Origin of the sequence: Shewanella litorisediminis (assembly GCF_016834455.1) — a bacterium.
Classification (GTDB): domain Bacteria; phylum Pseudomonadota; class Gammaproteobacteria; order Enterobacterales; family Shewanellaceae; genus Shewanella; species Shewanella litorisediminis.
Genome location: NZ_CP069213.1, coordinates 3,851,676 through 3,870,808, shown reverse-complemented (window position 1 = coordinate 3,870,808; position 19,133 = coordinate 3,851,676). Strand labels below are relative to the sequence as shown.

Here is a 19,133-nt window from a genome sequence, read left to right as displayed (position 1 = left end):
CGCCTTTTTTATTGGGAGATGCCCTTGATACGCGCCGCACTTGTGCTCATCACTGTCCTCTTGGTTGGTGCCTGTACTCAGGCAGACCAGTGGACGCTGGCCTTCAGGGCTGCGCCTTCGGATGCCCCCTGGCAATTCAGTGAAGTGGCCGGCCACTACCACAGCCTCGAACAGTGTCAGGCCAAGGGCGATGGACTGGTGCGTCTTGGTGGTGACAAAGGCCAATACCTGTGCGCTCAGCAATGTGAGGCACAGCAAGGCGAGCTCAGCTGCGCGCTTCTTGCCCCGTCAACGTCTTCCCCCATTGCCCAAGAGAGCCAATGAACATCTATGACATCCGCCTCGACAAAGAGGCAGTGAGTTTGGCCATTCGCGGTGATATCGATTTTGACCGCTTTGATGATTTCGCCGAACCCCTGGCCGCGGCGATGGATTGCCGGGTGCTTGAGCGCCAGTGGGGCGCCGACCGCCATCAGTGGCTGCTCGACTTCGAAGGCTGCCGCCTGTGGCTGAACTTTGAGTTCTACGGCGACGTGGCCTGGCTTGCCAGCGATCGCGAAGAGGATCTCGAGGTGCTCACGTTTCTCGCCAGCCTGCTTAAGCCATTCATTCGGGAGGAGCAGTCTTGAGCCCCGCCTTTCATTTTCAGACCCTGACGCCGGATACCATACTCGATGCCATCGAGTCGGTGGGCATCTACCCGGAAACCGGCCTGACGCCGCTGAACAGTTTCGAGAACCGTGTCTATCAGTTCCGCTGCGATCGTGCCAATCGCTATGTGGCCAAGTTTTACCGGCCCGAGCGCTGGACAGATGAGCAAATACTGGAAGAACATGCCTTCGCCTTTGAACTGGGTGATGCCGAGGTGCCCCTGGCGGCGCCTGTGGTGATTGAAGGCCAGAGCCTGTTTCAGTTTGAGGGCTTTCGATTTGCGCTCTTCCCGTCCATCGGCGGGCGCCAGTTCGAGATGGATAATCTCGACCAATTGGAGGCCGTTGGCCACTTCATAGGCCGCCTGCATCAGGTGGGGAAAGCCGGGCGCTTCAGTGAGCGCGAAACCCTGTCTTCGGCCATGGCCAATGAAGCCTTGCAGGTACTCCTTGCCTCTCCCCATGTGCCACAATCCCTGATGGTCGACTTCGCCGCCGCGGGACAGGCGCTGGTGAGCGCCATCGAATCGGTCTGGGTAAAGACAGACACCCTGCGCCTCCATGGCGATCTGCACCCGGGCAATATTCTCTGGACCCCAGATGGTCCGGGGTTTGTTGACCTGGATGATGCCCGCAGCGGCCCGGCGGTTCAGGACCTGTGGATGATGCTCGCGGGGGACGACAATGAGCGTCGCCTGCAGCTCGATACCCTGCTGGGTGCCTATGAGGAATTTTGCGATTTCGACACCAGAGAGCTGGCGCTGATAGAACCCCTGCGGGGATTGCGTATGCTCAGCCACATGGCCTGGATCAGTCGCCGTTGGGACGACCCGGCCTTTCCCATGTACTTTCCGTGGTTTGCCGAGGATGCCTATTGGCAGCGGCAAATTCGCGATATGCAGGCGCAGGTGGCGCAAATTGCCGAGCCACCTCTGAGTTTGCAGCCTTTTTGACGTGTTTTGTAACACAAAGTTGAACTAGGGGCTTGAGATGGCATCAAAAAGCGTATTAGTTTAGGCATCGCCCAATGAGATTTGGTCCACCGGACCCGCTAAGCAAGGAAATAAAAATGAAAAAAGCACTCTTAATGGCAGCCGCGCTGCTGGTTGCTCCCCTGATGTCCATGGCCGCCGATTTCAAAGAAGGTGTGCATTACGAAGTGATTAACGAAGGCCCTGGCAGTGCCAAGCCCGAAATCACCGAGTTTTTCTCTTTCTACTGCCCACACTGCTACAGCTTCTCCAAAACTGTCGTGCCCATGATCGAAGCCAAAAAGCCGGAAGGTGTTGCTTTTAATCAGGCCCACGTTGACTTTATCGGCCGCGAAATGGGCCCTGAAATGTCCCGTGCTTTTGCCGTGGCCCATCAGCTGAAAGTTGAGAAAAAAATGGAAAAGGCCCTGTTCGCCGCTATCCACGACAAGAAGCAGCACTTCACCAATCGTGACGACGTGCGTGCCCTGTTTGTGGCCAACGGTGTGGATGGCAAAGATTTCGACTCTGCTGCCAACTCCTTTATGGTGAACGCGCAAATGTCCAAGATGAAGCGCGATACCGAAAACGCCAAGCTGTCCGGTGTGCCTTCTCTGGTGGTAAACGGTAAGTACAAGGTACTGACCGACTCCATCAAGAGCTACGAAGAAATGCTGGATATCGCCTTCTACCTGGCGACCAAGAAAGACTGAGTGTCAACACTCAACGAAAAAAGCGCCCCAGAGGCGCTTTTTTTATCCCCCAAAGGGGCTGAGTGGGTTTTCACAGACTGTAAGCCGATGAAAATCCAGGGGCAAAAAAAAACCGTACTCCCTGGTCGCAAGAAGCACGGCATAGAGCCATTTGGCTCAGTTTTACCCTGAGTAACGCGTCAAATGTAGCAATAAGTCAGAAGCTTGGCAAGCGCCAGAGAATTGACGTGACAAAAAATGTGTGTTCGGCCAAGAGGTAAATCAGCAGCTTACGTAAAGTGAACGGAGAATTTGGAAATTTCTGCTGTACCGGATGAAACTCGACTGCTAAAACTGATGTCCATTTGATGGGTTCACCAAAAATAGAACAACAAAAGGAGGGTCTCGTGAGGGTTTTTCCTGTGTATGCTCCCAAGCTCATCGTCAAACATGTACGGATTTTTTTGACGGGGGCAATCTGGGTTAAGGACCTGGGAAGGCTGGAGTTTGAAAAGGGAAGATTTTTACTGCCCAGAAAGAGCCTGCCTCAGGTTAAGCAGGCGATTCTGGAATTGAATGAGCTAATAGAGGCTCAAAATCAAGAGGTCAAAACGGCCTGATAGATCAGTCAACCTGGTTGCTCAGCAAACCAACAAGACCAGTGATCTTGTCATTCCAGGAGCTCAGCTCCTGTTTAAGCTGATGGTTTTGCTCCGCCAGGTTGGCCGCTTTCTCTCTCTCATCGTCGAGTTCAAGTTTCAAAAGCTCAATGGTTTCCAGGGCGGTCTGGATTTTGGTTTCCAGTTGGGACAATAATTCGAGGCTCATGGGAAAGGTCCTGTAAAAGGTTCTGGATGGAGCCCAGATTCTAGCAGGCTCATGGCGCCGGACCTAGCGCTAATGCGCTTTTTCACGCTTTCTGCTACCCATTTTCAGCCAGTTCCCCTCTTTGCCATATTCCCCGTGGCAGTTATGCTGGCAGTATCCGACAGACTCTTCGAATGGATGTGGCTGACTTGATGGAACTTATTCCCCTGTTATTGACGCTGGCACTGGCTTTGCTGCTAAGGCGCACCCTCATTGCACTTGGCGCAGGCGTTGTGCTGGGTGCGTTGATTTTGAATGATTTTTCACCATTAACCAGCCTCAATTACCTGTTTGATACCCTGACAGAGCTGTTTTATCAGCAGAACCAATGGCGGTGGTGGCATCTCAACGTGCTCTTTGCCATGTTGCTGCTTGGGGTGATGACCAGTTTACTCGGTCGAAGCGGCGCTGTGGATGAGTTTGGCCACTGGCTCTCGGCGCGGGTACAAAGCCGCCGTCAGGCCAGAATGGGCATCATAGGCCTGGGCTTTCTGGTGTTTATCGACGGTATCTTCAGTTGTTTGGCGGTGGGGAGTGTCGGGCGCCCCATAGCGCGCCAATATGGTATCTCGCCGGCGCAGCTCTCTTATATGGTCGACACCACTGCGTCTCCCCTATGCTCACTGGTGCCCGTTGCCAGCTGGGGGCCCTATGTGATGGCTCTGTTGGCGGGGATCAGTTTTCTGCCTGTCTCGGCGCTGGATGCCTTTATCACCATCGCCTCGGTTAATTTCTATGCGGTGTCGGCCCTGGTACTGGTGGGGGTGGGCAGCCTCTTTAACTGGGGGTGGTCTGCCAAGGTCGATGATGCGTCCAATCTCGAGGCTTCCCCTATTGACAGTGGGTATCAGCAAACCCCTTCGCTGAAAACCGCCTCGCCCTGGCCGCTGTTGTTGCCCTTGTTGGGGCTGCTGGTGGGCGCCTTGTTGTTCACCCTTGCATCAGGCGCCTCACTGGCCAAAGAGCCGGGCATGGCTGCCTGGCTTGCCGCCGCGGACGTGGGCGCGGCCATGCGCAATGCCAGTTTGACCGCCGTCGTACTGGCGGCCTTGATGGCGCTTTGGTCTGATAGGGGGCGCGGGCAGGGGCGTGGGCGCGGAATGCATCCCCTGATAATAGATATGCTGGTGGGGCTGAGATCCATGTCGCTCGCGGTGGGCATCTTGTTGCTCACCTGGATGATAGGGGCGCTTATCAAGGATTTGGGCAGCGGCGCACGTATTTCGGCGCTTGCCAATGACCTCCTGTCCCCCAGCCTGCTGCTTGCCGGTATTTTCGCGCTCTGTGCCATCATGGCCTTTGCCACCGGCACCAGTTGGGGTACCTTTGCCATCATGATCCCCCTCTGTGCTCAGGTGGCACAGGGTCTGGCCCCTGAGCTTCTGTTGCCGGCGCTGGCTGCCGTGATGGCAGGCTCAGTATTTGGCGACCACTGCTCGCCGATTTCCGACACCAGTATCCTCAGTGCCACCGCCAGCGGCGCGTCTGTACATGAGCACGTCACCACCCAGCTGCCCTTTGCCCTGATTGCGGCCATCGCTGCCCTGTGCGGTTTTCAGCTGCTGAATCTGGGGGCGTCTTCGCCCGTAGCCTGGACCTTGACCCTGCTGACGGGAATTGGGCTGTTGTGGCTGTGGCAAAGTAAGTGCGCCAGTGGAAATTTACTCAAGCAGGATGGACAGGCTTAGCCTGTTTTGGCCTGTCCGGCTACAATCCTGCCTTTTACGATGGAGAACCCCATGAGCATCATTCGAATGGATACCGGCGCCCGCATGAGCAGCATAGTGATACATCAGGGCACTGTGTACCTGTGCGGTCAGGTGGCCAAAGACAAGCTGACCGACATCCGCACCCAGACCCAAACCATGCTGGAAGAAGTGGACACCCTGCTGAGTCAGGCGGGCAGCAGCCGTGAGCACCTGCTGAGCTGCACCATTTATCTGAAAAACATGGCCGACTACGACGCCATGAATGAAGTGTGGGATGCCTGGGTCCCCAAAGGGCACGCCCCGGCGCGGGCCTGTGTGGAAGCGGCCATTGCCGAGCCCGAATATCTGGTGGAAATTTCCGTGGTGGCGGCCCTCAGGGCCTGAATCTAACCTATCAGCACCCGGCCGAACCCGGCACCCTCGATATCCGGGGTGATGGCGATGATGCGGTCGAGTCTGATGGCCCTTTGCGACGTGGCGGTTTCTATCAGCAGCCACTCGCTCTTGTCGGCGCGGGTCTCTGTGGTCACCGCCCGCCCGTGAATGCGCCCCTCATCTTTAAGTTCCAGCAGCAGCGGGTACCTGCGAATGCAGGCCAACTCCAGCACATCATAGCGGTCGCAGGCAATGCGTTGATAATCTTGCATAAAGCTCCATGAGTAGCATCTGGTGACAGGCGGTGTCGATTTAACCTTAGTGAGTTAAACGCAATTTTCAAGTTGGCCACTGAAATCCACTGCGCGGCGGTAAGGTCTTACTCCATACCTGCCGGCGGTGGAGTGTTCACCTTGAAAGCGATGTTCCTGTTTGGCCTGCTGCTCGTCTTGCCCATTGCTGTGCCCATAGCGGCCTTTGAATTTGAAGCGAAAAGCCACAGCGCACAGCCCCAAATTATTGAACTCTATACCTCACAGGGCTGCAGCAGCTGCCCACCGGCCGAGGCCTGGATATCTGGCTTCGCCAATGAGACCGGGCTTTGGCGCAGTCTATTTCCCCTGGCCTTTCATGTCAGTTACTGGGATTACCTCGGCTGGAAAGACCCCTTCGCTGACCCCGCCCACGGCAAGCGCCAATATGCCCACTGGAATCGCAAACACAGTAAAGGGGTGTACACACCGCAAATCTTTATCGGAGGGCGGGAATGGCGCGGCGATGAGGTGCCAAAAGCCCAGGCGGGGCAGCTCTGGTTAAAGCTGGAAGGGCAAAGCCTGCAGGCGCGCTTTGAAGGCCAGGCCGACAGCCTGCATCTGGCGGTGGTCGGTATGGGGCTGGTCAGTGCCATTGGCCGGGGTGAGAACCGTGGCAAACGGCTCACACAGGACTTTGTGGTGCTGCAACATTGGCAATTCAAGGGGAGCGCCACTGACACAGGCGTCCATTTCGCGGAGGAGTTTGAGCTGACATCCCGGCCTGAGTGGCAGCAGGCGAGCCGCCTTGCACTGGTTGCCTGGGTGGAATACAAGTCGCTGCCGCTGCAGGCCGTTGGGGATTGGATGCTGCCCTGATCTTGTCAGCTTCTGCGGTTTGTGCTCTTGTATGGCATTCAATTGATGGGCTTTTTCAGGGAGGATGCCGGAGTGAAACTGGTGATGGTACATGGCTGGAGCGTCACTGACACCCGGGTGTATGGCGGCTTGCCCGGGGCACTGGCCCGCTTTGCCCCCGAGTCGCTGGCGCTGGATATTGAGCACATCTTTCTGGGCCGTTATATCAGCTTCAATGACGAGGTACGCCTTGCGGATGTGGCCGACGCCTTCGAGCGAGCGCGGCAGGAGCGGCTGCAAGACAGCCAGTTTGCCGTAGTGACCCATTCCACCGGGGCGCCGGTTATCAGAACCTGGCTCGCCCGCTACTATTCTGAGGGGGCTCAGGGCTCGCAGGGTGCGCAGGGGCCAAAGGGACTGAAGCAATGCCCGCTCACCCATCTGATTATGCTTGCCCCCGCCAATCACGGCTCGGCGCTGGCGCAGCTGGGCAAATCCCGCCTGGGGCGGCTTAAATCCTGGTTTGATGGCGTAGAGCCGGGGCAACAAATCCTCGACTGGCTGGAGCTTGGCAGTCTGGGGCAACATCAGCTGAGCCACTACTGGCTCTCGCAAAAACCGGCGGCCGATGGCCTGTATCCCTTTGTTATCAGTGGCGAGACCATAGACAGCAATCTCTATGACTTCCTCAACAGCTACACCGCCGAGCCCGGCAGCGATGGCGTAGTGCGCCTCGCCGGGGCCAATCTCAATTATCGCTGGCTCGAACTCACTGAAACCCAAACCCTGGACGATAACGGCAGGGCAGAGCTGCTGCCAACGGCAGACAAAAAAGCGCCGGTTTGTGGTTTTGAGGTGCTGCCTAGGGCCAGCCACAGCGGCAGCAAGCTGGGGATCATGACCTCGGTCAGTGCCCGCGCGGCCAAGCCCAGGCCGGTGGTCAGCCGCATCCTGCAGTGTTTACAGGTCAGCTCTGCCGAAGGCTTTGCCGCCCTCTGTCAGGAAATGGCTGACAGCAGCCACAAGTCTGGCCCGCGCTTTACCCAGCTGGTGGTGCGAGTGTGGGACAAAGAGGGTGAACCCATACGGGACTTCGACTTTTTGTTGCTGGCGGGGCCTGACTACGATCCGGGCAAGCTGCCAAAGGGCTTTTTTCAGGACCGGCAAAAGAATCAGCGTATCGGCAACGCCCTGACTCTGTACCTTAACCACGACCGCATGCTCAAAACCGCCGAAGGCTGCTGGGGATTTCGCATTCTCCCCCGGCCTGGCAGCGGTTTGGCCCACTACCGTCCGGTGGAGTTTCGCTGTGCCGGCAGGCTTGCCGATTACCTCAGGGCCGACCAAACCCTGATGCTGGATGTGCACCTGACACGGCATATTCATCCCCATGTATTCAGCCTGACCGATGCCGCCTCCCAGGGGGACTTCAGGCAGCTGGCAGAGGTTTAACCTGATGTAAGCGCTTTAACGATATCTTTGTCGGCAACGGCTTGTGTTTGCCATGGATTGTGCGTATAACAGGCATTTGTGATACAAAAGTGTTACAAATGTAATCAAAAATAATAACAAGGTCTGTATGGCGTTCGACTGTTCCATCAGATGACCGCTTTGAATATGCACAGGAGTAAGCAATGCAATCCATTTACAAACCACTGGCCGCGGCTGTCACTCTGGCGCTCTGTTCTGGCGCTTATGCTGCCGATCAGGAACGCTATATCGTTAAGTTCAAAGAAGGCAAGGGCCCAAGCGTGATGGCTCAGCTGAAGTCTCAGGGTGGCAAGATGGCACTGGATCTGAGCAGCCACAATGCCGCCGCCTTTACCCTGCCAGCCAAGGCGCTGAAAGGGCTCGAAAACAACCCCAACGTGGAATACGTTGAAGTGGATGCCAAGCGCTATCCTCTGGGTCAGGTTGTACCTTACGGCATCCCCATGGTGCAGGCCGATCTGCTGAGCGACGCCGCCACCTCCAACACGACTGTATGTATCATCGACTCTGGTTATGAACTGGCCCACGAAGATCTGGCCGGTAACCAGGTAACAGGCACCAACGATGCCGGTACCGGCAACTGGTACACCGACGAAAACAGCCACGGTACCCACGTGGCCGGCACCATTGCCGCCCTGAACAACAACACTGGCGTGGTGGGTGTTAACCCCAATGGCAACCTGAACCTGCACATCATCAAGGTATTCAATGCCGATGGCTGGGGCTACTCGTCTTCTCTGGTTTCGGCGCTGAACAAGTGTGAACAGGCCGGTGCCAAGGTAATCAACATGAGCCTGGGTGGCAGCCGCTCAAGCCGCACCGAAGACTCGGCCTTTGCCGCCGCTGAAAGCCGTGGCGTGCTGTCCATCGCCGCCGCCGGTAACGATGGCAACACCCGTCACTCTTACCCAGCCTCATACAACTCTGTGGTATCTGTTGCTGCCATCGACAGCAACAAGGTGGTTGCCGACTTCTCCCAAAAGACCAGCCAGGTTGAACTCTCTGGTCCCGGCGTAGGCGTACTCTCGTCTGTGCCAACCGGCACGGCACTGGTGGCCAGCACCACTGTGGCAGGTACCGGTTATGAGGCCATCGGCATGGAAGGTTCACCCACCGGCAATGCCTCTGGCATGCTGGCCGACTGTGGCACAGGTGAGTCTGCCTGTAACGCCAATGGTCAGGTGTGTCTTATCCAGCGCGGCGTGATCTCCTTCGCCGAGAAGGTGCAGGCTTGTGAAAATGGCGGCGGTGTCGCGGCCATCATCTACAACAACGTGGCCGGTCCTTTGAACGGCACCATGGGCGGCGTGGTCACCTCTATCCCATCTGTGGGCGTGAGCGATGTAGACGGTGCGGCCATGCTGGCCCAGGTTGGCAGCAACGCCAACGTCAGCATCGGCGCCGGTAACTATGCCTACTTCGACGGTACCTCCATGGCCACCCCACACGTAGCCGGTGTGGCTGCGCTGGTGTGGAGCCACTTCCCCAACTGTACCAACACCCAAATCCGTGCGGCGCTGCGCGCCACTGCAGAAGACCTGGGTGTAGCCGGTCGTGATGATGCCTACGGTTATGGTCTGGTGAAAGCCAAAGACGCCGTGGATTACCTGACCACCTATGGCTGTGATGGCAATGGTGGCGGCAACGGCGGTGGTGGAAACACCTGTAAGGGCCGTAACTGTAAGTAAGCCTTAGCCTTGGATATGAAAAAGCCGGTCACTGACCGGCTTTTTTATTCGCCTTTAATCGCGATTAGAAAGTGCTCGGTTTGCGCGGCTTCGGCTGCACTGATTTGGGCGGACATGAAAATGGGCTCCCTGACTTGGCTATGCCCATTCCTGTGGGCGGGAAAAAGGTGGTGCCCAATGCGGGTTTAATGAGTGCGGGTTCAATGAGTGCGGGTCTCATTAATGCGAGTCTACCCAGAGCGAGTCCAATTAAAGCGGGTCTCAGTAAAACCCAGGCAATAAAAAAGACCGGCAGGGCCGGTCTTTGTTTTTGGCATATTTTCAGCGCTCTGGCAATCGCTGCCTGTGGGCAATGGATGCCAGTGGGCAATGTCAGCACAGCCCTTAAACGCGGTTACAGGTTGCGCTCGCGGGGATGGTCATTGTGGCGCTCACGCTGTGGCTGAGGGCGTTCCCGCTGGGGCTGCTGATGCTCACGGGGCTGCTGGCGCTGCTGGCGGGCTTCCTGCTGTGCCTCGCGCTGGCGTTCACGCTGCACCTGTTGCTCCCTTGGCTGGGCAGGCTGTGGCTGCACCTCGCGCTGACGCTCCTGGAACTGCTGGCGCTCGCGCTGCTGTTCACGCTGCTCGAATCCGCGCTGCTGCGGCTGGCTGCGCTCACGGTTGTCATTTCGCTCACGGCTGTCTGCACGCTCACGGCTGTTCAGCTGCTGGCGTAACTCACGCTCACGGGATTGATGTCCCATTTCCCGGTCGCGGGCGTTATGGCCCACGTCCCGCTCGCGGGCGCTATGGCCAGCGTTTTCAAAGCGGCGCTCGCTGCTGTTCATGCGGGCCTTGAAGTCCTGCTCGCGGCTGTGGCTGAGCTCCCGTTGCCTTACCTGGGGATTGTGCTGCTGCGACACAACACGGCTGTACTCGTCATGGCGTCTGTGGTCGCGCTCAATCCGGCTGGGGGTGCTCACATTAAAGCGCTGGCGGACATCGGCGCTGCGGTAGGCCACACCGTGGCGATGACCCGGGTCATGGCGCCAGCGCTTGGCACCCTGGCTGATGGCGTACCTTGGTTCCGGTGGGCGGCGATAGTGATGATGGTGATGCACTATCACGTGCCTGTCGTACCAGTGGAAATTCGAGAAGTAAAAGTTAAAGGAGATGCTGATGCCCGAATGCCAGCCAAAGTGACGATGGTAGTGTACGTAGCCGGGGAAGGGCGCCCAGTACACGGGTGGGTAGCGGTTCCAGCGCCAGTGACCATACACCACCCGTGGGTCGTAGTAGGGCACATAGATGATTTCGGGGCTGGGCGACTCGATAATGATTTGCGTGGGCTGGCGTTTCACCACCAGATTCTCGCCGCCATCCAGATTACCGGCGCGGTCTGCCTGGCGGCGCAGCATCTGTATGCTGTCCAGCACCGCTTCTTCATCGGCAAGGAAGGCATCCCCCAGATCCCGTGTCCAGTTCAGGTCATCGCTCATGCGCTCCAGCACATTGGGGAAGGCAATCAGCGCGGTCACGCTGGGGTCCCAGCCCTGCTTCTCGGCCTTATCCATGAGCTTTTTGTCGCTGAGCTTGCGATTTTTCTCGCGCCAGCGGCTTGCTTCCACCACTTCCAGCGGATAGCTGGAGGCAATCAGGATATGGGTCAGCAGGGTATCGGGGTACAGGGCAATGGGTGCCAGCAGCCGTGCCAGCTCAGCTTCGCTGAAGCGCTCGGCGCGGATACTGCTGCTGTATTCACTCGGCTCGGCCTGGGCCACCGAGGTGCAGCCGGAAAACAGGGGCAAACACATCAGGGCCGACACAAGTTGTATTCTGATAGACCTGTTCATAGGGCCTCCTTGATTGTTTCACACGGGCATGATGCCAGTTTGATTACAGGCTACAGGGCCGAAGATGAACGAAGGCTGAAGAGTGTATTCTGGGCGCAGAATGTACTTTTTTTTTAAAACCCTGCGGGTTTTGTCGCGTTGCAAGCGACGGAAGCCTTATATCCCTGGCGGGATTGGCTGCGTGCCGCAGCCGAAGGTCGTGGGTCTCCTACCCACACCCGGGGAAAGGGGGCCGTTTCGACTGGCCCCCTTGTCCAATCCCCCTGCGACCCCAGACGGTGCCGAAAGCCCTTCGGGTTTATGTGATTGGTCTTGCTACTGATTCGGACTCGCATCCTTGCTTGACCGAACCAGCCTCGACGTCCCTGTCTCGGCTACGCGCCCAATCGCAATACCCTCAGCGGCACTGATGGGGAATGCTTTCAGCGCCATCTTCAACTTGGGTGCAATGCCTCTTGCTGCCCGTATTCAGATATGTGCTTATTGCCCAAGAGATTTGTTTACGGTACGCTCGTTAAACTTGTTACTGACAAGGCTTTGTTAACCCTAAGATGATGAATTGCAGGTGTTAATTAAGCACGATGTAAACGGTAAACGGTAAACGGTAAACGGTAAACGGTAAACGGTAAACGGTAAACGGTAAACGGTAAGCAGTACAACAATGTGGATCAGGGAAGAACCGCTAAGCCACGCCTTCACAGGTACGGCCAGCAACGCAGGGACAGCGCCAGCCAAGCGCCTTTAAGCTAAAAGCTCCGCTCACCCTTCAGCTTCTCCCCTCATCTCACAAGGCCAAGTGGCACCCGCAGATCATTAAGTAGCATTAAGCAGTATTAAACAGAAGGCACTGCACAAAACTTGACCTAACCCTGGGTTTGTCACCGCCCAAGCTGCTAACTTGCTGTTGTTTTAGTTGGATTTTTTTCAAACGGCTTTTAACCCAAGCCAGCAGGTCAGGTACGCTCTAAGGCTGCAAGCGCCGGTGCGGTAGCCAACACGAAATTCGGGCGCTGCGCTTTGCCGGGATGAATTGGCAGGTAAGCCAAGCTGCGGGTGGTTTGGTGGTTTTGCCAAACTTCGTTTGGCGAAAATCGTGGGTCGCCGACCCACACCCGGGGAAAGGGGACCGTTTCGACAGGCCCCCTTATCCAATCCCCCAGCGACCCGCCACGAAGCGGACGACTCCTTGGGTATTTGGTGTCCTATAGCTATCGCGTCAGACGCTCATCCCTGATTCGACTGACGCTGCCTCGGTATCCATACCTCGGCCACGCAACAGACACCAATACCCCGCGGCCGCTTCAAGCGGGATGGGTGAAACCTTTAGTTGCAGTGTTGGGGGGAGGGAGTTGTGGGTGTCTGCACTTTTCGACGTCTTTTGGGAAAAATTGTGGGTGACCTTGTATTGCTTAGTCTGTCAGGTCGCCGATGATTGGGTTTAATTAACTCCGACCCCTTTATCACATAAGTGCGTAGCATGAAAGCGTAGCATGAAATCTGGGGGGCCTGACTGCTCATTGATTTTCTTTCAATGAGTTGTGTACAAATCAACGATCAATTAGCCTATGCAGCAGAGTACTTGGGTAGGTTTGAAAACTAGAGTCGAAAAATGAGTAACAATAGCAACGAATTTTCTATGTCATTGCCCAAGTCAACTATGGAATCTACCTTTCGATGGCTGGTTTCAATCGGGTTTGCTTTCATCATATTTTTAGGTGTTATTAACCAAATTACACCAAATATGCTGCTTGATAGCTCGGAGTTAAGCTCGGTGCACGTTTTAACTGAAACGGATAGTTTAGATAATGATCAGCTTCGTGCAATAGGGTTGTTAGCTGCGGACAGAAAAATACTTAGCATACAAGATCTGTGGAACTTTGAACGTTCGTTTTATCAGGTGTTGATATCCGTTCTTATCGCGTTAAATGCATTTGTTGGTACGTTTGCATTTTTACTTGTTCGTTCTTCTTCAAATGCTGCAGCAATCGATACTGCAAAAAAGGAATCAAGTCGAGTAGCTCAGGAGACTGTTGATATTTATATCAGTAGTGAGAGATTTAGAACTGCATTGGAAAAGAGTGCGGAATCAGCATTAAATGACAGTGGATATCAAACGGATTATGTATTTTTGAGTAAAACTCTTGAAGAGCTTGCAGAACAACATGATGCTATAGAAAAAAGATTCAATCGTGACAGCGAAGATATAAAGAGATGGATTAATTTAATATCACACAAGATTGCATTAATGGACTCAGAGAGAGATAGTTCAACTTTGGAAAAAAAGCACGTTGAGGAAGTCCGAAGTGATAAGTTAAAATTAGTTGAAAGTGAGCGTGAAGCACCAGTAGGGGAGGATTAAGATGGCATTTATTAAGCGTAAAAATAACTCTACTAGTTTAAGCGGAGTAGACACATCTGATATTAAAGCCCCAGAGCAACTTTTAAGCTTGGCTAGAAAACATAATATAGAGGTAAACCCATTAGATATTGCAGCTCTTGTTTACCTACTCGGCATTTCACTACGATTTGAACCTATGGGTGATGAAGAGTCTGGTAAGCTCCATAAGTGTCCTAAGTTATCTAAGTGGGTAATGACAATTAACTCACTACATCATCCGAATAGACAAAGGTTTACGATGGCTCATGAACTAGGGCATCACGTGCTTCATGGTGCTATTTCTGATGAATTTATTGATAAAGCATTTCATCGTTCCAATGAATCTAACTATATAGAAAGACAGGCTAATGAATTCGCCGCCGAGCTTCTAATGCCAAAAGATGATTTCATCCATTTTGTTAGCTCTGAATCTAATGTAATTGAGGATATAGCAAATAATTTTCAAGTTTCTACTATGGCTGTTAGAGTTAGAGCGAAGCAGCTCGGTTTTACGGGACATAACTTATGAACATGAAAAAGTACTTTTATTTCCCTTTGGTTAAAACTCGAGATGCGGAAATGAGATGCATGGAGAATATTGAGTCAAATATTTTCAATGACATGTTGCCGATTTATGAGTTGACAAAGTCTCGTAAAACTCTAAAAACACCTGACGGCGATATTTATAAGCGGATGGAGAGAATAAAGAGTATTCAAGAAGATCGTCCTTTTATCTTGGATTTGACCACAAATGATAAATATATAAACTCTCAAATTGAAAGTTTGCTTGACGAAACTTCAGGGTTTGAAGCTTGGTATCATTTTATTCGACAGCATCAGGATTGCAACCTCATTCCAATGATTCATATTCATGCTGATGAACAATTTGGATTTAGAGAAGTCGAACGTTTTGTTCAAAAAATATCAGCTGGAGATAAATACCCCGCATTAGCAGTTAGACTTCCTTACGACCTGGGAAGAGGTGAGTACTCTGAGTACATATCTCCTATTGTCAATAGCTTGCAAGGTAGCACAAAGCTTTTTGTAATTATTGACTGTGACTATATGCGGGCAGAGGCAGAAAGAGATCTTGAGGGGCTCTCTGATATGTTTATTTCAGCAGCTAATGAAATAAATGAGTTCTCTGAAAAAATTGAGGATATAGTACTTATGAGTACATCATTCCCCTCGAATGTAGCATCGACTGGTAAAGGGGATTCATCAGGCGAGTTTGTTATTTACGAAGAAAGATTATATCAAAAAATATGTGAGTCCTATCCAGAGAATCGGAGCCAGTTACCATTAAAGTATGGTGACTACGCATCTATTAATACAGAGCAAATTGAAATTAAAGGTGGAACATTCGTTCCAAGGATTGATATAGCTATCGAAGATGTTTTCTTTTATAAGCGCTACAGACGTGACGCAGGTGGTTATATTAAGTGCGCTAAAGAAGTTATGCTAGACTTTCGTTTTAAAACAGATTCTTCATGGGCGTCTAACCAGATAGTTAAAGCTGCAAGTGGTAAGCCTGATGGTATTAGCCCAGCATACTGGATTTCCGTTAGGATGGCACATTACATGAAAACAAGAGTAGAGTTAAGAAGGAATCTTTAACTTAATTTTTGGGGGGACGCCCTCGTAAGGGTTAAAATGTCTTCATGGAAAATCTCTTCCATCTTTTCAGATTGGAAGAGTTTATTCTTGTATTCCAGCTTTTTCATTAGGTCTGTTCTAGACATTTCTTTTATTTTTGAAAGTGAGTGTTTTCTTTCTAAAATGTCAATAATCTTTGATTTTGAAGAAAGCTTTGAATAGCTGTCAAATTCCTTTAGATTTGTGAGGTCCATTGAGTTTAGTAACGCTCTTTTTGACAATAGTTTAAAATGTTTTGGCTTTCTGATAGCTTTAATTGAATTTTCTGTTACTAAAATTATCCCATAATTTTTATTTATTTTATTTCTAATAGCGGCAATATTGGATTTCTCACAAACAACACTGACATAGTCAAAGTACTTTTTATAATCTTCTAGCTGTTCATTTAATGAGTCAATTGAGTCATTTTCACTCTTTATTTCAAATCCAGACGCCAAGTTATTATCGATCAATGCTACGTCAGCTCTCCTTCTCCCATCTAGAAACCGTAGTTCACAGGCTAAAAGAATAGAAGGGTTATTTTCTAAAAGGTATCCTATAAGTCTTTTCTTTATCTGGAATTCTGTCATTTTCTACGGTGTAGAACTCTAATTTTTGAGTAAGATGGCAAGTATAACCAAATTTCAAGACTTAGATAACATTTTACTTGAAGATCGACCTTCTACTTATTTCCAATTCGAAGCCGTTTCGTCTATTGCGTTGAGTGAAGGTAATATGAGTTAGGGCAGCCCTAACACTTCCCTCACGGATTACACCTTACCTCAATCCCGCTTGAAGCGGCCGAAAAGAGTGAGGACAGGCATAACACTTCACTCGCAGATTGCACCAGCTTTTTCCCCAATCGAAGCCGCCGAAGGGCATTGGACGAAATGGTGTGGGCGAGGCAGGACGCCGAGCCAGCTTCAGTCGAATCAGGGATGAGCGTCTGAAGCGCTAGCCAATTTCGTCCATAAGACCGAGGGGATGTCGGCTTCGTCTGGGGTCGCTGGGGGATTGGATAAGGGGGCCTGTCGAAACGGCCCCCTTTCCTCGGGTGTGGGTTGAAGACCCACGATCTTCTGTCGCTTGCAAAGCGACTATCATCTCTCGTTGCTCGAAGAGCAACAAAATCGCTTTCAGTCGTTTGAAAAACGACCTCAAAAAAACTTCCAGTCGCCAAGTCTAGCGACCTTCTGAATACGACTCTCACGTCATTGAGGAAACGACACCTCAAACCTCGCTCCGCCGAGCAAATCACTGCGCTCGACCCGCAGCTTCCCCTGATAGGCGTCTGTCAGGTCGCGGACTATGGCGAGCCCAATCCCATGGCCCTTATCATAGGTATCCGCGCGGATACCGCGCTCAAAAATCTTCTCCCGCATCGAATCGTCCACCCCGGGGCCATCGTCCTCGACGATAAGTCGCAGCCTGCCATCGTGCTTGGTGGCGGTTAAACACACCCGTGAGCGAGCCGCCTTACAGGCGTTATCCAGAAGATTGCCCAAAAGCTCGGTCAAATCGCCCTTATCGCCCTTGAACACCAAATCGGCCGTGAGCTTAAGCTCGAAGTCGATGCCCTTGTCGCCGTGGATTTTGCTTAAGGTACGACTTAAGCGCTCGGCCTGGGGCAGGATTTCCACCCCCTGGTGCCAGGAGGCGGCGCCGGCGCTTTGGGCCCGTTTCAGCTGATGGCTGATGCTGTGGCTGATGCTGTCCACCTGCTCCATCACGGCCTCATCCAGCCCCGGGTGGCTTTGCAGCACCGCCAGTGGGGTTTTTAAGCTGTGGGCCAGGTCAGACAGGGCATTGCGGTAACGCTTGCGCTGGTTTTGCTCTGTGGTTAACAGCGAGTTGAGCTGATGCACCAGCGGCCCAAGTTCCGCCGGGTAGTTGCTGTCGATGCGCTCCTTGTCGCCGTGCTCGACGGCCTTTAGTTCGGCCTCGAACCGTGACAGCGGCTTTAGGGTCCAGCGCAGCCACAGGCCAAGTACTACCGCAAGCAGCGCCAGCGCCAGCAGCAGATAACGCCACAGGCTGGACTCGAACTCGGTGAGTGCCTCGCGGTAACGCTGCTGGGATTTCAGAATATGAATGCTTAAGGGCACATCCACGCCCTTGCTCTCGTACACCGCGGTAAAGCTCATCACGAACAGCGGCTCGCCGTTGAGTGTGGTTTCGCCAAACACCTTGGCATCGGCGCCGGGGGCGGGGCTGGGCAGCTTATCGATGGCGCCGTGGCCAATCAGGGAGCCCGAGCGCCACAGCACCTCTCCTTCGCCTGAGCGCACCTCGGCGTAGAGGCCGGAGCCATCAACATTGAATTGGGGTTCGTTGAGAAAAGGCGGCATTTCCAGCTTGCCGTCTATCACGTCGGTTTGTGCCAGCACCGAGTAGATAAGGGCGCCGAGCTCGTCGCGGCTGCCCGCCAGGGCCTGACGCTCGAACGCCTGAAACAGGGCAATGCCGAGGGCAGGCAGCAGCAGTAACACCAGAATGGCGGCACTGACGAAGAGGCGGGTCTTCAGCGATAAGCGGTCGATAACGCCTGAGGTTGGCCTTGGCCGAGATAAAGGCGCAGGCTTTGGCGCAGGCTTTGACCTAGAGGCTGGGTCTGACATCAGTTGAGCAGGTTCAGCCGGTAGCCCTGGCCGCGCAGGGTTTCAATCAGCCCGAGCTGGTTGTCCGGGTCGAGCTTTTTACGCAGCCGGCGGATAAACACCTCAATCACGTTGGAGTCGAGGTCGAAGTCCTGATCGTAAATATGCTCGGTGAGCACGGTTTTGGACTGCACCTCGCCCCGGTGCATCATCAAAAATTGCAGGAGGCGGAACTCCGAGGCCGATAGGCTGACCCGCTCGCCACCAAGCAGCACTTCGCCGCTGGCGGTATTGAGGGTAACGGGGCCGTTTTCGATGATGGGGCTTGCCTTACCGGCGCTGCGGCGAATAAGGGCCTTTAAGCGCGAGGCCAGTTCCCGTGGGTGAAACGGTTTGGTGAGGTAGTCGTCGGCGCCGGCATCCAGGCCTTCGACCTTGTCTTCCCAGCTGTCGCGGGCGGTGAGGATAAGGATGGGGAACTCGCGGCCCTCGGCCCTGAGCTTGGTGACCAGACTGATCCCATCGAGTTTGGGCAGGCCCACGTCGATAATGGCGGCGTCGTAGTCGTATTCCAGCCCCTGAAACAGCCCCAGCTCGCCGTCGGCGGCCACATCCACGCTGTAGAGGTTTTCTCTGAGGTGATCCCCCAGATTGGCGGCCAGGGCCGCGTCGTCTTCAACCAGTAACAGGCGCATTGTCAGTCTCTCCCAACCCGTCCGGTACGGGCATCCACAGATACGTAAAAGACCTTGCCGTCGTTGCTGACCATCTTGACCCGGTAGCCGGGGTTGCCACCCACCTGACTGCGGCTGACCTTGAGCACCCGGCCCGGATAGCGGCTGGCGGCCATACCGGCGGCCTGATCGCCACTGGTGACCTTAAGCGACTGCTGCTGGCCCTGATTGTTCATCTGGGCATAGGCCTTCGCCATGGCTGTGCCCGGCGTCGCCAGTTGCAGACAGGCGCCAAACAGGATTGTCAGCAAAAACCGGTGCTTCATGTCTTTTCTCTCTGCGTATCAATGGTGCCAGTGTAAAAGATCCCCCGCGTGAAAGGAAAGTGCGAACAGCGACTTAACTCGCAGGATGCGTTGTGCCATCCGGGGGCGTTTCTGGAAATCCATTGGCATATTGATAGC

Annotated in this window: 20 protein-coding genes; 13 read left to right on the top strand and 7 right to left on the bottom strand. The window is 53.8% G+C overall.

Annotation, left to right across the window (positions count from 1 at the left end):
- Positions 1-24 precede the first annotated feature (24 nt).
- The 5 genes from JQC75_RS17075 to JQC75_RS17055 all read left to right on the top strand — a co-directional run bounded on the left by JQC75_RS17075 (position 25) and on the right by JQC75_RS17055 (position 2,933).
- The gene (locus JQC75_RS17075) at positions 25-324 is read left to right on the top strand and encodes a hypothetical protein (RefSeq protein WP_203325212.1); all 300 of its coding nucleotides are present in this window, start codon (positions 25-27) and stop codon (positions 322-324) included.
- On the top strand, positions 321-629 hold the full coding sequence (locus JQC75_RS17070; RefSeq protein WP_203325211.1) for a DUF3630 family protein: 309 nt from the start codon (positions 321-323) through the stop codon (positions 627-629). Before JQC75_RS17075 ends, JQC75_RS17070 begins: the two co-directional genes overlap by 4 nt.
- Positions 626-1,603 (top strand): serine/threonine protein kinase, encoded by a 978-nt coding sequence (locus tag JQC75_RS17065; RefSeq protein WP_203325210.1) that lies wholly within the window; start codon positions 626-628, stop codon positions 1,601-1,603. The genes JQC75_RS17070 and JQC75_RS17065 overlap by 4 nt, the downstream gene beginning before the upstream one ends.
- A gap of 116 nt (positions 1,604-1,719) precedes the next feature.
- Entirely contained in the window at positions 1,720-2,334 is a 615-nt protein-coding gene (locus tag JQC75_RS17060) for a thiol:disulfide interchange protein DsbA/DsbL (protein ID WP_203325209.1), read from the top strand.
- A 386-nt stretch (positions 2,335-2,720) separates the two neighbouring features.
- On the top strand, positions 2,721-2,933 hold the full coding sequence (locus tag JQC75_RS17055; RefSeq protein ID WP_041409936.1) for a DUF1107 domain-containing protein: 213 nt from the start codon (positions 2,721-2,723) through the stop codon (positions 2,931-2,933).
- Positions 2,934-2,937: 4 nt separating this feature from the next.
- Here the strand turns inward: JQC75_RS17055 and JQC75_RS17050 are convergent, their stop codons facing one another.
- Positions 2,938-3,141: a cell division protein ZapB gene (locus tag JQC75_RS17050; protein WP_203325208.1), complete on the bottom strand. Its 204-nt coding sequence runs from the start codon at positions 3,139-3,141 to the stop codon at positions 2,938-2,940.
- A gap of 191 nt (positions 3,142-3,332) precedes the next feature.
- Between JQC75_RS17050 and JQC75_RS17045 the strand changes: the two genes are divergently transcribed.
- Positions 3,333-4,868: a Na+/H+ antiporter NhaC family protein gene (locus JQC75_RS17045; protein ID WP_239002036.1), complete on the top strand. Its 1,536-nt coding sequence runs from the start codon at positions 3,333-3,335 to the stop codon at positions 4,866-4,868.
- Positions 4,869-4,919: 51 nt separating this feature from the next.
- Positions 4,920-5,273 (top strand): RidA family protein, encoded by a 354-nt coding sequence (locus JQC75_RS17040; protein WP_203325206.1) that lies wholly within the window; start codon positions 4,920-4,922, stop codon positions 5,271-5,273.
- 2 nt (positions 5,274-5,275) lie between these two features.
- Here the strand turns inward: JQC75_RS17040 and JQC75_RS17035 are convergent, their stop codons facing one another.
- The gene (locus JQC75_RS17035; RefSeq protein ID WP_203325205.1) at positions 5,276-5,536 is read right to left on the bottom strand and encodes a Rho-binding antiterminator; all 261 of its coding nucleotides are present in this window, start codon (positions 5,534-5,536) and stop codon (positions 5,276-5,278) included.
- A 132-nt stretch (positions 5,537-5,668) separates the two neighbouring features.
- On the opposite strand from JQC75_RS17035, the gene JQC75_RS17030 reads away from it, so the two are divergent.
- The 3 genes from JQC75_RS17030 to JQC75_RS17020 all read left to right on the top strand — a co-directional run bounded on the left by JQC75_RS17030 (position 5,669) and on the right by JQC75_RS17020 (position 9,552).
- Complete coding sequence (locus JQC75_RS17030; RefSeq protein WP_203325204.1) at positions 5,669-6,394, top strand: DUF1223 domain-containing protein; 726 nt, start codon at positions 5,669-5,671, stop codon at positions 6,392-6,394.
- A 72-nt stretch (positions 6,395-6,466) separates the two neighbouring features.
- Positions 6,467-7,825: a lipase family protein gene (locus JQC75_RS17025; RefSeq protein ID WP_203325203.1), complete on the top strand. Its 1,359-nt coding sequence runs from the start codon at positions 6,467-6,469 to the stop codon at positions 7,823-7,825.
- A 182-nt stretch (positions 7,826-8,007) separates the two neighbouring features.
- Positions 8,008-9,552 (top strand): S8 family serine peptidase, encoded by a 1,545-nt coding sequence (locus JQC75_RS17020; protein ID WP_203325202.1) that lies wholly within the window; start codon positions 8,008-8,010, stop codon positions 9,550-9,552.
- A gap of 394 nt (positions 9,553-9,946) precedes the next feature.
- Here JQC75_RS17020 and JQC75_RS17015 read toward each other — a convergent pair whose 3' ends face one another.
- Complete coding sequence (locus JQC75_RS17015) at positions 9,947-11,386, bottom strand: DUF3300 domain-containing protein (protein ID WP_203325201.1); 1,440 nt, start codon at positions 11,384-11,386, stop codon at positions 9,947-9,949.
- Positions 11,387-13,022: 1,636 nt separating this feature from the next.
- Here JQC75_RS17015 and JQC75_RS17010 point away from each other — a divergent pair.
- The 3 genes from JQC75_RS17010 to JQC75_RS17000 are packed head-to-tail and all read left to right on the top strand — an operon-like array spanning position 13,023 to position 15,380.
- Positions 13,023-13,745, top strand: coding sequence for a hypothetical protein (locus JQC75_RS17010; protein ID WP_203325200.1), 723 nt, complete (start codon positions 13,023-13,025; stop codon positions 13,743-13,745).
- A 1-nt stretch (position 13,746) separates the two neighbouring features.
- Positions 13,747-14,292, top strand: a complete 546-nt coding sequence (locus tag JQC75_RS17005; protein ID WP_203325199.1) for an ImmA/IrrE family metallo-endopeptidase — start codon at positions 13,747-13,749, stop codon at positions 14,290-14,292.
- Positions 14,289-15,380 (top strand): beta family protein, encoded by a 1,092-nt coding sequence (locus JQC75_RS17000; RefSeq protein ID WP_203325198.1) that lies wholly within the window; start codon positions 14,289-14,291, stop codon positions 15,378-15,380. The genes JQC75_RS17005 and JQC75_RS17000 overlap by 4 nt, the downstream gene beginning before the upstream one ends.
- On the opposite strand, the gene JQC75_RS16995 is transcribed toward JQC75_RS17000, so the two are convergent.
- The 4 genes from JQC75_RS16995 to JQC75_RS16980 form a co-directional block, all read right to left on the bottom strand.
- Entirely contained in the window at positions 15,377-15,988 is a 612-nt protein-coding gene (locus tag JQC75_RS16995) for a sce7726 family protein (protein WP_203325197.1), read from the bottom strand. The two genes, JQC75_RS17000 and JQC75_RS16995, sit on opposite strands and share 4 nt — an antisense overlap.
- Positions 15,989-16,609: 621 nt before the next feature.
- On the bottom strand, positions 16,610-18,016 hold the full coding sequence (locus tag JQC75_RS16990) for an ATP-binding protein (protein WP_203325196.1): 1,407 nt from the start codon (positions 18,014-18,016) through the stop codon (positions 16,610-16,612).
- Positions 18,016-18,690: a response regulator transcription factor gene (locus tag JQC75_RS16985; protein WP_203325195.1), complete on the bottom strand. Its 675-nt coding sequence runs from the start codon at positions 18,688-18,690 to the stop codon at positions 18,016-18,018. Before JQC75_RS16985 ends, JQC75_RS16990 begins: the two co-directional genes overlap by 1 nt.
- A 2-nt stretch (positions 18,691-18,692) precedes the next feature.
- Entirely contained in the window at positions 18,693-18,995 is a 303-nt protein-coding gene (locus tag JQC75_RS16980; protein ID WP_203325194.1) for a PepSY domain-containing protein, read from the bottom strand.
- Between the last annotated feature and the right edge of the window lie 138 nt (positions 18,996-19,133).

Excerpts from the sequence above, each read along its gene's own strand:
- JQC75_RS17070 (WP_203325211.1), top strand. The coding sequence starts at position 321 with ATGAACATCTATGACATCCGCCTCGACAAAGAGGCAGTGAGTTTGGCC.
- JQC75_RS17060 (WP_203325209.1), top strand. The coding sequence starts at position 1,720 with ATGAAAAAAGCACTCTTAATGGCAGCCGCGCTGCTGGTTGCTCCCCTG.
- JQC75_RS17050 (WP_203325208.1), bottom strand. The coding sequence starts at position 3,141 with ATGAGCCTCGAATTATTGTCCCAACTGGAAACCAAAATCCAGACCGCC.
- JQC75_RS17045 (WP_239002036.1), top strand. The coding sequence starts at position 3,333 with ATGGAACTTATTCCCCTGTTATTGACGCTGGCACTGGCTTTGCTGCTA.
- JQC75_RS17040 (WP_203325206.1), top strand. The coding sequence starts at position 4,920 with ATGAGCATCATTCGAATGGATACCGGCGCCCGCATGAGCAGCATAGTG.
- JQC75_RS17035 (WP_203325205.1), bottom strand. The coding sequence starts at position 5,536 with ATGCAAGATTATCAACGCATTGCCTGCGACCGCTATGATGTGCTGGAG.
- JQC75_RS17020 (WP_203325202.1), top strand. The coding sequence starts at position 8,008 with ATGCAATCCATTTACAAACCACTGGCCGCGGCTGTCACTCTGGCGCTC.
- JQC75_RS17015 (WP_203325201.1), bottom strand. The coding sequence starts at position 11,386 with ATGAACAGGTCTATCAGAATACAACTTGTGTCGGCCCTGATGTGTTTG.
- JQC75_RS17010 (WP_203325200.1), top strand. The coding sequence starts at position 13,023 with ATGTCATTGCCCAAGTCAACTATGGAATCTACCTTTCGATGGCTGGTT.
- JQC75_RS17005 (WP_203325199.1), top strand. The coding sequence starts at position 13,747 with ATGGCATTTATTAAGCGTAAAAATAACTCTACTAGTTTAAGCGGAGTA.
- JQC75_RS17000 (WP_203325198.1), top strand. The coding sequence starts at position 14,289 with ATGAACATGAAAAAGTACTTTTATTTCCCTTTGGTTAAAACTCGAGAT.
- JQC75_RS16995 (WP_203325197.1), bottom strand. The coding sequence starts at position 15,988 with ATGACAGAATTCCAGATAAAGAAAAGACTTATAGGATACCTTTTAGAA.
- JQC75_RS16990 (WP_203325196.1), bottom strand. The coding sequence starts at position 18,016 with ATGTCAGACCCAGCCTCTAGGTCAAAGCCTGCGCCAAAGCCTGCGCCT.
- JQC75_RS16985 (WP_203325195.1), bottom strand. The coding sequence starts at position 18,690 with ATGCGCCTGTTACTGGTTGAAGACGACGCGGCCCTGGCCGCCAATCTG.
- JQC75_RS16980 (WP_203325194.1), bottom strand. The coding sequence starts at position 18,995 with ATGAAGCACCGGTTTTTGCTGACAATCCTGTTTGGCGCCTGTCTGCAA.